Here is an 11,886-nt window from a genome sequence, read left to right as displayed (position 1 = left end):
GCTCGTTATACCCCCGTCGTGCGAAAAACTCGCAAAACAGCCCTTTCTGTCAACGTCATGTAAACGTCGGTCTCCAAACGTCCATGAAATAAGGGGTTTGGCGCGTTCTCAGATGTTGCATCTGCGTGACGAAGCAAGTGTCTGACCTTTACATTTAGGCCTCGAATGTTTCCGTTCGTGCCTGAAACGTTTACGTCGCGCGCCGCTATGTAAAGGTCTGTCAACGTTCCGCAACGTCGGTTTATACTTTAAGGGTTAATATTTTGTCCTTATGTGTGATTTTCGTAGTATAAGGGGCATTATGTTATCTCTTCGTGGAGATTGGCTTTGATTCCAATTCTAGAGACCGCAACGGAAATTCAAGAGCGAGTGCGAGATGCGGCGCGTGGGCGTCGTATGGCACTTGATCTGACGCAGGCGGAGTTGTCCGAACGCTCTGGTGTGGCGCTTGGGACATTGAAGCGTTTCGAACGGACAGGCGAGATCTCCTTCGCGAGCCTTCTTGCTTTGGCCGAGGCGCTCGATGCGCTGGAAGAGTTTTCGCGCCTGTTTCCGTCCCCAGAGATCGCGTCTCTGGATGAATTAGAAAAACGTTCGAAGCCGAGACAGCGTGCGAGTTCGAAAGGACGCAGATCATGACCGGACGTTTGAATGTCACGCTGGATTTTAGCGGCGTAGGAGAAGGGATTGCTGTCGGTCAGCTCGGATGGGATCGGACGCAGCGCGAAGTCGTGGCAGAATGGGACGCTGACTTTCCGCAGGCGGGTCTGAATGTCAGCCCATTGCTCGTGAAGTCCTATTCCGGCCTCTTGCGTCCGAAAGCACGAGCATTCGGAGAATTGCCAGGTCTATTCGGTGATAGTCTGCCAGATGGTTGGGGGCGTCTCCTGATCGACCGGACATTAACGTCTCGCGGAAAGTCTCGCTCGGAGATCACTGATCTGGATCGTCTTGCGATGGTCGGCTCGCATGGCATGGGTGCACTGTGTTATCGACCGGAGGATGACTATCCCATCGAGGATGACCTGGACCTCGATTGGTTCGATGGATTGGTGCCGGAGATTGGTAACGATGTCGCCGCCGAAGATCTGGAGCGACTTCGTGGAATTGCTGGCGGCTCACAGGGTGCGAGGCCGAAGTTCGTCGCGATCCTTGATGAGGCGAATGAGCGGCTGCATGATCACCGGATGCCGCTCGAAGATGGATGGCGACATGTTCTCGCGAAGAGACGCGCGCAGGGCGACGTAGAGGGCGCTGTGGAGGCCGAAGCGGCTTACTCCGACCTCGCCCGCGCTGCGGGTGTCGAGATGACTCCTGTGGCCGTTCTGCGCGCCTCTGAAGGTGAGCCATATTTCATTACAGATCGGTTTGACCGACAGGAGAATGAGCGGCTGCACATGCAGACCGTCGCAGCTTTGTTGGATGTCGATTTCAGAACGGCGCAGTTAGATTACATCGAGCTCCTTAAGGTCGTGCGAATGATGACGCGTGACTACCGAGAGGTCGAACAGATGTTTCGCCGGATGGTATTCAATGCGCGCGTCATGAACCGCGACGATCACCTCAAGAACCATGCCTTCTTGATGGATGCGTCCGGAGAATGGCGATTGGCGCCTGCCTATGATGTCAGCTTCAGTCTCGGCCCCGGTGGTGAACATACACTTCTCATCGCAGGTGAAGGGCGCAGACCGGGTAGAGAGCATTTCCTTGAGGCCGCGAAGAAAGCGGGTATCAAGGAAAAGCGCGCTGCAGAGATCGTCGAGGAGATTGATGGCGTTGTGCGTGACTGGTCAGGCTACGCGGATGTTCGCGACGTGCCCTCTGTGCTGCGAAAGCAGATCGCCGAGGAGATCAAGATCGCACTGACATGGTGATGCACGCCAGACGTGCGATTGCCTGTTCCGCTCAGAACATGCCGAAATTCGGGTTCTTCTCCAGCTCGGCTTGTTCTGGATTTGCTTCTTCAAGTTTTGGATGTGATTCATCAGGTGGCGATGTCGGTTCTGCCGGGAGAGGCTGCTTCACGGCTTCTTCAGCATCCAGTTCGGCTTCAAGAGCATCGCGCTCGCGAATATGCTCCTCAGCTTTCTTTCTGGTCTTCTTGATGGCATCTCTTGTCCAAGGGCGGTTCCAGCCGGTCAGGATGCCTTCTCTGTTCAGCAGGTCCGCCAGCGCTCGGTTGCTCAGATCCCTGTAAGCTTCATCTCGCTCAAGGACAGCCGCGACAGATTCAACGACATCCTGGGCACGGATCTTTCGTGATTTCAGCGCTGCGACACGCGATCTGTCCAATCCTTTCGGCGAGCCGAGCGATTTCTTCTGGTTGTCTTTCAAATCTTGAAGTGCGTGCTGGGTTCCTGCTGCAATATTCTTGGCAGCTTCAGCTCCTCTGAGGATCGCAGATGTCAGGCCTGGTTTTCCAAGGTAGCGATTGTTCCTGATAGAAAAGACGCCGACCGGAAGATTTTCGAGAAATTCCTGCGCGGCATCGATGTTGCGAAACAGGCGTGTCGGCTCATAGACAACCATGATGGCGTTCTCTCTGAGGGCTTGCCTGTGAGCTTCAGACAGGCCGGAGCGTTTCTCGTAGTTATGTGTATCTACAGCAGAAGCGATGTCCTGATGAATGCTGAGAAGTTGCATGCCTTTCTTCCTGCACCAGTTACGGATTGCCTCGGTTTGCCTCTCCAATCCTGCTCCTTGTTTCCCCTGTTTCTCTGTGGAGACGCGAATGTAGCCGATAGCCTTTGTTTCTTTAGGTATAATCGTCATATCTGATGTGTTTTTAGGGTGGGTCATTTGTATACGATTTTATCAGAATTTGTGGGTCTGAACAAATAGAAATGACCCCGTAATGTATCATTTGTATTGAGGGGGCTTTGTTAGCGCTTAGGGTGGAGGGTTGAATTGTCGGAGGCGCTCGAGCGCATAACGCATCCCCTTTGACCTGAGCGAATTTTTCTAGGACTTCGGTCGTTTCGGATGTTCGTGATTTAGATCCCACCCGCTTCGTCAGGTGCGCACTGGTATCAAGGTGACACAGTGACCATGACCAGGAGCAGAGATGGCTGAACCTCACGCAAACACACCCGCAGCAAAATTTTTGACGGACAGGATCAACACACTTCGTCGGCGTAAGACGCAAAAGCAAATCGCACATGAGGCGGGTTTTCCGAACCCGAACATGCTGAGCTATCTGAAGGCAGGGACCAATAAGATCCCGATTGATCGCGTCCCTGCGCTTGCAAAAGCGCTCGAAGTCGATCCGGCATACTTGATGCGGCTCGCACTTGAACAATCGGTCGGCGCGACCGCGGCGAAAGCGATCATCGATGTCTGCGGCACGCCGGTTACAGAGCGAGAGAAGCAGTGGATCGATGAGATCAGAGATGCATCGGAAGATTCCGACCCGCGTCTCACAACGCGATCCAGAGCGGCACTGAGGAGAATTTTTGGGAAATGACGACATCACTTATTACTTTGCCAACGTCTCCGACCGGCGAATGGGATCAGCTTTCAGAGAACGAGCAGACATGGGTCGAGTTCATCCGTGTGATTTCCGCTGGTCGTGATCCACGTCCGACACCTGACCGCGTTCGTAAGCTGAGAGAGCTGCTTGACGAGGGATGAGGCGTCGATCGCGAAACTTGAGCCATTCCTGCGCGCACTGACTCAATCATTATAGGGTGACGGAAAGGCGGTCATGCTGATGTCGTGAAGGTGCTGCTCGTATTTCTCGAGATCGGCTGTTCTCCAGCGCGTGCAGTTCGGTCCGATCTTCAGAGGTTTGGGAAAGTGCGCGACGGTCTTGCACCAGCGCCAGATTGACGCTTTGCTTGTGCTGTAGCGCTCCGCGACTTCGTCGACGTTCAAGAATTGGTGGGAATGTGGTTCTGCCGTAAACAAGCTGATTATCCTTCTCGGGAATTTTATCGTGCTTAGTTATACAGCGGAGGCAGCTGATCGTCGCATGGGAACGCCGAAAAATTTTCTGAAGCCGCGTTTTCGGAGGGGCGAGTAAATATCGACCGCCTGCGCTATGGGCGCGAAAATGTAGCCTAGGTGTAGCCTGGAAGAGTTACAGCAGAATGCGCTCGAAAGTGCGTTCTGTAAAATATTCAATATCTTGAAGAGTTTAAATGGTGCCCGGGGGCGGAATCTGTTTATTTTTCAAAACCCATTTAACTCTTTGTTTTTGTATGTTTTATGATTTCTACGAGCAAGGCATTGTGTAGCAAAGTGAGTAGCAAACGGAGGAGCGCCATTGGCTGTATCCAAGAAAAAGATTCCGTCGAACATGATCCTCCGAAATGGCATCTGGCACCTTCGAATGAGGGTTCCCGCACGCTATAAGGCTATCGAGACGAAAAACGAAATCCATCGTACCCTTGGGACTGGTGACTTGGATGGAGCCATCGCGCGCATGGGCGCCGTGAAGCAGAAAATTCTTGCCGAACTGGATGCAAAGCTCGCCGGCAGAAACCCAGGGTCTGCAAATCACTTCGAAGCAATGGCTGAATTGGCCACGTCACGGAACTTTTCGTATTGGACAGCCGACGAAATTCAGGCCGCTGGAGCAGACGCAATCATGGATCGCGTGCTCCACTTAATCAGCAATAAGGACACTCATGTTTCTGCGGCGGCAACGGCCCTTTTGGGCGGGGTCGAAAGGCCGAGCCTGACAATCTCAGAAGTCGCGGAGAAGATGCACGAGTGGTATCCGGAAAAGATCAAAAACAAGGCGGCAAAAGCGAAGAAGACCTGGAAAGCACAATGGACAAGGCCAGCATCCAAGGTTGTCAGCCTCTTGGGATACGATCCCGTTTTTCACGAAATCTCGCGTTCAGAAGCTGTTGCTCTCCGCGACGCTTTGAAGGATCGGGTTATTGATGAAGATATGTTGGGGAAGTCTGCGCAAAAAGAGCTGCGACTACTGAATACTCTGTGGGAGAGATTCCATGACCATTTGGGCGTAGATGAGAGAGAAATGCCCCCATCTCCTTTCTATAATTTGGGCAAAGGGTTTGGGGCGCTCGACGATGAAGATGGCAGGAAACTCGAAGTTCCAGTTGAGATTATCATGGATAAGATTGTTGCTCCTGGGGCACTCCACTTCATGAATGATGAATTGCGGGACATAACATACGTCTTGGTCGAAACAGGGGCCCGACAGTCTGAAATCACGGATATTCCGCCCCATTCCATATTCCTCGACGATCCAATCCCCCACATCTGGATCGGTAAGGAGACAGGCGAGTGGGCCCGAGAAGTAAAGAATAAGCCAAGCAAGCGAAAAATCCCGTTGGTTGGAGTCGCGTTAGAAGCCTTTCGACGGCATCCCGAGGGTTTCCCGAGATATCGCTACAAGGGTACTTATTCAGCTGCGGCGAATAAGGTGCTACATGAGAACAACATACTACCGGAAAACGTCACCATTGGTGGTCTCCGACATGCGTTCGAAACCCGGATGGGAAATATCGATCTTCCGAACGATAAGTGCGCAGAGATGATGGGCCATTCGGTTAAAAAAGCTCGGGGCCGCGAGCAGTATGGAGATGATATGCCTTTGGAGAAAAAACTCGCCATTCATGAAAAGATAATGTTTACGCCGCGAGAGGCATAGTTCTCGCGGCAAGACGTTGACGAACACGCTCTTTCACATTGTCTTGGGCGCGCAATCCTTCGAGTTCTGCTTCGAGCGTTTCATATAGGCCGGTATACGTTTCGCCGTCGCTCCGTTCTGTTATCATCGTCCCGATGTAGTCGAGCGCGCGCTCGAGTTCGTCAATTTTTTTGTCACGTGAAAGAGTACGATAAACTCCCGTCATTCCTGACCTCCGGCTTTAGGAGGTCAGGAAGTGGGTTCGTCATAAAAAACGCTGAAACAGGTTTGATTGCGAAATTTCTGCCGCAGTTTTCTATAGGGAGGGGAGTTGAGTCCCCAGTAGAACCATACTTTTCTTAGGTGTGTGAGGCCGGAGGACAGTCGGGAACCATATGGTAGAGTAGGCTACCATACCATATGGAAGAGTTCCGGATGGTAGACGTGATGGTTGTTAATGTTGCCTTGCGTCAGCGTTGCGACCCCGAGAAACTTCCGATTTTTTTGCTGCCAGAATCTTGGCTGTTTGGAGCGAATTTGGGGCAGTTTCCTTCGGCTTTGATGCACCAACGGAGGGAAGAGCTTCGATGACGTCGCAATCTACTTCGTCATTTGTGGCCCGAACTGATGCAGCTGTCCTCGCTTTTCTGTCAAGGTTAAGTTTATTCACTCCTCAATGAGGTCGAAATCGCCTTCATCCCTCAAAGGCTCACGCCCTTTCTTTCTCGAACGCCCCTTTGATCCAGAGGCGGAGCTCCCCTTCTTCGCCAAAGCCATCTCGGTTAAGGAAGGATTTGGGTGATCAGGAAAGCCCACTCCATAGTGTCGGATCATCGCCCTGTATCTCAGCCCCACTGCGGACATCTTGCAGATCTGATTGCCGTCGGATCGATCCTTCAGAACAAGTCCACCTGACTTGGGCACGATTTCGACCCCATGTTCGCTGAAGGCGGTGATCAACTCGTCCCAGGATCGACATGTCGCATAGGCGTCCTTCGCGAACTCGCCAAGCGCTTCCAAATCCCACACCGCTTGGGTAACCGTTGTGTCTGACGACATCGCACCTTTATCTGCCGGAGACATTGTCTCAGGAGCGACCTTTGTTTCAGGCCGCACCGAGTTGTTCTCCGAAACCAACTGGCCGCCTTCAGGCGAGAACACCAATTCAGGCAGGACGGTCTCCCAAGCATCGCGACGCGCGTAGTGGGCATATTTATCGTTACCATCCGACTTGCGCCAATGGACAATGGCGCCAACTGCACCGGAGGTTAAGGCAAATCCGTGAGGATATTGCCAAGACTTCGACATCCGGCCGATGACATGCCCGAACCGATCAATCAGTTCCCAGTGAGGATCACGGAATTCCAGCGTTAAGGGATCTCCGACTTTGCACGCGCGGATCGCGGCATGGGCCTCATTGCGTTCAGTCTGGCGACCCGCAAAAGACAAATCGGAATATTTCAAATCAGGTAACTGGTAGACACTTGGGCGTGGCGTCCCAAGCTCAGGATCCGGCCTGACCAGACGCCGCAGGACCGAAGAAGAGCCTACCTTGAGCAGAGCGTGTTCCCCAGATGTGATAACAACGAGGCTCTGTTGAGCCCGTGTCATCGCCACATAGAACAGGCGTCGCGGTGCATCGCGGTCTTCATTCTTCGACGGTTTATCCCATCCGCCGTTGAGAATAACCACATGGTCGAACTCAAGCCCCTTAGCCCGGTGTGCAGTCAGCAAAAGCAATCCGCGCTGTTCACCACGCGTATCGCGCGACCACTCGGCAAACCACTCAATGATATCCGGCACGGGCATGGTCTTTGCTTTCAACTCGCGCGCCAGCTCCGCTACACCTTCCGCAAGAAGCTCGACCCATTTGTTGACCTCCTGCTCATTCAGAACTGTGAGGATGTCATGTATCCCCAACAACTCTCCTTGGCGCTTCCTGAGACCTGCCATCAACGTCTGGGTCTCCCGAAGCCGCCATATATTTGGCAGGTCCTCGTTGGCCATCTCAACATCAAGGCCTTGTTGTTCGGCATAGGACCGGACCGCCCCCAGTTTTCTCCAATCACGAGAGATGATGGCAGTGCGCGACCAGGACCAGTTCGGGTCGAGCCGTGACAGGCGCATCAACTCGTCGACTGCCGCGACGGCCTGAGGGACATCTCCACCGGGGACGTCCAAAAGCTGCACCCTGCCTTGAGCGACACTATCCTCTTGCTCAAGAATTCCTCCTTGCGGGTTGCGCTTCCGGTCAGTGTTGATCCTGATTTCATGATCAACTTTCATCCGCTCCTGTGCAACGGAGATTACCGAATTCGCAGCTGTGATGATATGACCTGTCGAGCGATAGTTTTCGACCAAGAAAGCTGGCCGCGCCTTGTAGTCCTCTTCGAATTTGCGGATAAACTCGATTGAGGCCCCGTTGAAGGCATAGATATTCTGATCGTCATCGCCGACAGCGAACAGGCTCAGCTTCAGGTCGGCATCCTCCAGAGACCGCCCCGCCACAGCAGAGATAAGCTGATACTCCTCCGGTCCGATATCCTGATATTCATCAACCAAAATCCAACGATAGCCTTGCAACAAAGTGTCCCGCTGCGCCTCGGCCTCAGATTTCGTCAGTCCATCTCCCTCGAGTTGACGCACGGCCTCCATAACGATGTCATCAAAGTCTTCGGTGTCGGCACGCTGCCCGACAAAACTTGCGCCCACCAGCTTCATCGCAAGAGCATGGCAGGTGGAAATCGTAACACCATTGGCGTCATCCCCCACAAGTGCCCGCAGCCGCACGCGAATTTCGGCGGCAGCATGCCTATTGTAGGCGAGAACAAGAATCCCACGTGAATCCTCGCGTTTCATCCTGAGCAGATAGGCAATCCGATGGACCAACACCCGCGTTTTGCCTGACCCCGGCCCGGCCAGAACGAGGACGTTCGTTCGGTCCCGATCATCTGTCACGATCTCCTGCTGGATTTTATTGCCAAGCTTCTCGACAATCGTATCCCAAGATTTGCTGGTGGTCTGACGCCGGACCTCCCGGCCCATGCCCGGCATCCACCGCTTCATGAACTGCTCCTTATTGAGCAGGAAGTAATCCTCTGACAAACGCGCCGCGTCGATCATCGTCCGAAGGCCAGTTTCCGCATAAGTCGCCATGACATGGGTCTGCAACGTCTGTTCACCGTAGTGATCTTCCAACGGTGCGAAATGGGTCTGAGTAAACTGGCCGCCGGCGGGATCGAGATAGACGGTCATCGCCGACCGGAAGACCGTAAGTCCCTTCCCAAGGGTTAGAACGCCCTGTTCGTGCAGCCACATCAAAGCGCGTTCCAGCAGCTTTGTCATGTCTCGTACGCCACTGGTCTTCAGGAAGGCATCCTGCGTTAACTGAGCCAGCAAGTCGCCAACCGTTGTCTCGACCTGAAGGTCCTTGCCCCTTGCGCCTTTGTCCAGACGCCCTGTCAGATAGGTCAGCAGTAATTCTGCTGCCAACCATCGTAGTTTCGCCGTCTCCTGCACCGTTTTCCAGGACCGCACCAAAGTGACCATCAGCGTATTGCGACTGGCTTTGCGCAAAGAGATATTCCCGCGCCCCCCCTCCAGGCTTCGACCATCTTGGGCAATACCGCGCACCAGCTTGTCGATCGCGTCGGGCCGGACATCCGGATGCCCCTTGTCGCGCAGTCGCTGGCACGTCTCGGAGAGGTTCAGCGGGACCGGTGCATTGTCGTCCAAATCCGGAGCCAATTCCTGCATCAGCGTGATCAGGTCGGCTTCCAGTGTAGAGGCCTGAGCCAGACGCTGGGCCGAGGAATGGGCAACCCCTACATGGACGAATACCGTCATCGCCACATCATTGCGTGCGATCCCGAGGTTTTCCAATGTCGCCATGGCCTTCGGCAAGGCCCCAGGCGAGATACCCGACACGCCGCAAAGCTCATCGGTCGACACGCCTTCATCTGCTGGCGTCGTCATTAGATGTTCCACGATGGATAGGAGCTGCTTGCGATGTGCTTGGGTCAGATCCGCATCGGCGAGACGTGTCTTTGCCTCCTCAACCGACCGGACCCGCAAGGAAGATGGAAAGACCTGAACCCGGTTCTCCTCTCGGGACACAAGATGCGCTTCTTCCAACCAGGAAACCGCCGTCTTGACACGGGTATCGTCAGTGGCGCTGTCGCGTTCGAACTCCTGATCTTTCTCGGACCGCACGATTTCGCCGGAGGTTGCAACGACCTTTCCGGTCTTTTTCGTGCGCTCGTCGATCCGTCTCAACGCCTTCAGGATCGCCCCGATTTCGTGCCGCGCCAACCGTGAACTGGCGGTGAGACGGAATTGGCGCTCGACATCATCCGCGGCGAACAGAAGGACACAATGGGCATCCTCCCTGTCACGCCCCGCCCGCCCGGCCTCCTGCAGGTAGTTTTCCAGAGATCCCGGAATATCGGCATGGACAACCAGCCGGATGTCAGGCTTGTCGATTCCCATGCCAAAGGCATTGGTCGCCGCGATGACGCGCAATTCACCCACACGGAAGCGTTCCTGCACGCCCTGTTTGTCGTCAGCGGACATCCCGGCATGGAAATAAGCGGCATCGAGCCCCTGTGACTTCAGGAACTCCGCGACGCGCTCGGTCTCTTTCCGAGAGGAGCAATAAACCACAGCGCCGGAGCGCCCTTCATTGGGCAGGAGTTCCTCAATGACGGTCAGCACATCTGACAACTTGCTATTCTTCGTCGTCGGACGCACATCGAATGCCAAGTTCGACCGTGAAGCGCCGCCATCGAGAGGAAGTAGTTCGACACCCGCTTTCGTCTGAAAATGCTCGATGATATCCGCCACAACCTCCGGCTTTGCTGTCGCGGTCAGACAAATCACTGGCGCGGGCGGCTGATCGCCAGAGAATTCCTTGATGAAACGTCCGAGGTAGCGATAGTCCGGCCGGAAATCGTGCCCCCATTTCGAGACGCAGTGTGCTTCGTCGATTGCCCAAAGCCCGACTTCGCGCTGCACCAATACACGGCGGATCGATGTACTGCGCAACTGTTCGGGAGAAATGATGAGGATTCCGGCATCCCCCATCCGAACCTTATCAAGGGCATCTTGGCGCTCGGGCATGGACATCATACCGTTGATGGTGACCGAGCAGGAAATGCCGGCCCGCTCCATGCCCTGAACTTGGTCCGACATCAGTGCGACCAGAGGCGAAATCACAACGGTCAGCGCCCCGATCTTGTCGAACCGAGACAGTGCGGGCACCTGGTAGCACAGCGACTTCCCCGTGCCTGTCGGCAGAATACCAAGCAGACTATTGCCCGACATGGCCTCGTCGACGATGCGTTCTTGCAAGGGGCGACCATCCGGATCGACCGGCTTAGGGCGGAAGCTTGGGAAACCGAACCATTTTTCCAACGCGCGGACAGGATCATTCTGTTCGGCACACCAAGCGCAAGCAGGGTCATTGCAAGACGTGTCTCGCAAATGCTTCACGATCAGCGATGCTTCGCGAAACTGCGCCCGCACCCAAGGCGGCATGACGGAATCTCCGCCTGCAACCGTGATCCAAGACAGCGCATAGGCCATGGGCCATCCATTCTGCGGGCTGCTCAATCGGCTCAATGTCTGCTCGACGCGCTTCCCGCAGGCGCGTCCTTCCAGCAACCGCCGTATCGCGGCACAGGCCTCCTCGTAGCTTGGGCAGGCCTTGCCACGCACATAGCGAAAGACCGCATCGAAACCAGCAGCCCGCTCCATGCGTGTCGTCAGGTAGTGGTAGGACGAAAGGGCATCTGGCTCTTCAGCCTCCAGTTTTACAAAAGCATCGAGCTGGTTTGCCAAAACCTCAAACACAAGCCGTGCATCCAACTCGGGGTCATTTACATGTCCCGTCGCCAGGCGGCCATCGTGGTAGTGCTTCACCAAGTGATGATAGGGATTCCGCGGGAATGCGAGCGGATTGAGCCACAAGGTGTCGATCGGCGCCTGCATAATCCCCGACAACCGGGGGCGTGCCGCAATGAGATGCTCCAGATCATGCTGCAAGATATTATGCCCAATTGGATGTGCAACATCGCCAATTTGTGCCTCGAGCTGATCAAGAAGCGCAGGACTGATACCTTTGGTCGACTTTAGAGCCGGACGTTCATCGTGGTGCACTGCCGCGAGCGCAAAAACTTTCGCCTCACTCGGGTCCACTTCGAGATCAATCGATAAACATCTGGATAAAATCTGATTGTGACGCATTTCCATAGGCAGATAATTACCGACAAGACTGAACAGAACAA

9 protein-coding genes are annotated in these 11,886 nt (G+C 54.6%); 5 read left to right on the top strand and 4 right to left on the bottom strand.

The genetic code is table 11. The features are described 5' to 3' along the window. Positions 1 to 327: 327 nt before the first annotated feature. Together J5Y17_RS16660 and J5Y17_RS16655 are read left to right on the top strand one after the other, a co-directional pair. Positions 328 to 639 (top strand): helix-turn-helix domain-containing protein, encoded by a 312-nt coding sequence (locus J5Y17_RS16660; RefSeq protein ID WP_255572169.1) that lies wholly within the window; start codon positions 328 to 330, stop codon positions 637 to 639. Next, positions 636 to 1,874, top strand: coding sequence for a type II toxin-antitoxin system HipA family toxin (locus tag J5Y17_RS16655; protein WP_219786731.1), 1,239 nt, complete (start codon positions 636 to 638; stop codon positions 1,872 to 1,874). The genes J5Y17_RS16660 and J5Y17_RS16655 overlap by 4 nt, the downstream gene beginning before the upstream one ends. Before the next feature lie 31 nt (positions 1,875 to 1,905). Here J5Y17_RS16655 and J5Y17_RS16650 read toward each other — a convergent pair whose 3' ends face one another. Further along, positions 1,906 to 2,772: a recombinase family protein gene (locus J5Y17_RS16650; protein WP_219786730.1), complete on the bottom strand. Its 867-nt coding sequence runs from the start codon at positions 2,770 to 2,772 to the stop codon at positions 1,906 to 1,908. 292 nt (positions 2,773 to 3,064) lie between these two features. Here J5Y17_RS16650 and J5Y17_RS16645 point away from each other — a divergent pair, with 292 nt between their 5' ends. Together J5Y17_RS16645 and J5Y17_RS16640 are read left to right on the top strand one after the other, a co-directional pair. After that, complete coding sequence (locus tag J5Y17_RS16645; protein WP_219786728.1) at positions 3,065 to 3,463, top strand: helix-turn-helix transcriptional regulator; 399 nt, start codon at positions 3,065 to 3,067, stop codon at positions 3,461 to 3,463. Beyond that, positions 3,460 to 3,630, top strand: a complete 171-nt coding sequence (locus J5Y17_RS16640; RefSeq protein ID WP_219786726.1) for a hypothetical protein — start codon at positions 3,460 to 3,462, stop codon at positions 3,628 to 3,630. The genes J5Y17_RS16645 and J5Y17_RS16640 overlap by 4 nt, the downstream gene beginning before the upstream one ends. Before the next feature lie 42 nt (positions 3,631 to 3,672). Here the strand turns inward: J5Y17_RS16640 and J5Y17_RS19340 are convergent, their stop codons facing one another. Further along, the gene (locus J5Y17_RS19340) at positions 3,673 to 3,873 is read right to left on the bottom strand and encodes a helix-turn-helix transcriptional regulator (RefSeq protein ID WP_370628991.1); all 201 of its coding nucleotides are present in this window, start codon (positions 3,871 to 3,873) and stop codon (positions 3,673 to 3,675) included. A gap of 391 nt (positions 3,874 to 4,264) precedes the next feature. On the opposite strand from J5Y17_RS19340, the gene J5Y17_RS16630 reads away from it, so the two are divergent. Beyond that, complete coding sequence (locus tag J5Y17_RS16630; RefSeq protein ID WP_219786722.1) at positions 4,265 to 5,623, top strand: DUF6538 domain-containing protein; 1,359 nt, start codon at positions 4,265 to 4,267, stop codon at positions 5,621 to 5,623. Here J5Y17_RS16630 and J5Y17_RS16625 read toward each other — a convergent pair. Together J5Y17_RS16625 and J5Y17_RS16620 are read right to left on the bottom strand one after the other, a co-directional pair. After that, positions 5,604 to 5,828 (bottom strand): hypothetical protein, encoded by a 225-nt coding sequence (locus J5Y17_RS16625; protein WP_219786720.1) that lies wholly within the window; start codon positions 5,826 to 5,828, stop codon positions 5,604 to 5,606. The genes J5Y17_RS16630 and J5Y17_RS16625 overlap by 20 nt on opposite strands. 440 nt (positions 5,829 to 6,268) lie before the next feature. Continuing rightward, positions 6,269 to 11,851, bottom strand: coding sequence for a RecQ family ATP-dependent DNA helicase (locus J5Y17_RS16620; protein ID WP_219786719.1), 5,583 nt, complete (start codon positions 11,849 to 11,851; stop codon positions 6,269 to 6,271). Between the last annotated feature and the right edge of the window lie 35 nt (positions 11,852 to 11,886).

It is taken from the genome of Celeribacter sp. PS-C1 (assembly GCF_019429625.1).
GTDB lineage: Bacteria > Pseudomonadota > Alphaproteobacteria > Rhodobacterales > Rhodobacteraceae > Celeribacter.
Note: the sequence above shows the minus strand (reverse complement) of the source record. Positions and strands in the feature narration are given on the sequence as shown.

Bases quoted from the DNA above. Each gene is read 5' to 3' on its own strand.
- J5Y17_RS16620 (WP_219786719.1), bottom strand. From the start codon at position 11,851: ATGGAAATGCGTCACAATCAGATTTTATCCAGATGTTTATCGATTGAT.
- J5Y17_RS16655 (WP_219786731.1), top strand. From the start codon at position 636: ATGACCGGACGTTTGAATGTCACGCTGGATTTTAGCGGCGTAGGAGAA.
- J5Y17_RS16625 (WP_219786720.1), bottom strand. From the start codon at position 5,828: ATGACGGGAGTTTATCGTACTCTTTCACGTGACAAAAAAATTGACGAA.
- J5Y17_RS16645 (WP_219786728.1), top strand. From the start codon at position 3,065: ATGGCTGAACCTCACGCAAACACACCCGCAGCAAAATTTTTGACGGAC.
- J5Y17_RS16650 (WP_219786730.1), bottom strand. From the start codon at position 2,772: ATGACGATTATACCTAAAGAAACAAAGGCTATCGGCTACATTCGCGTC.
- J5Y17_RS16640 (WP_219786726.1), top strand. From the start codon at position 3,460: ATGACGACATCACTTATTACTTTGCCAACGTCTCCGACCGGCGAATGG.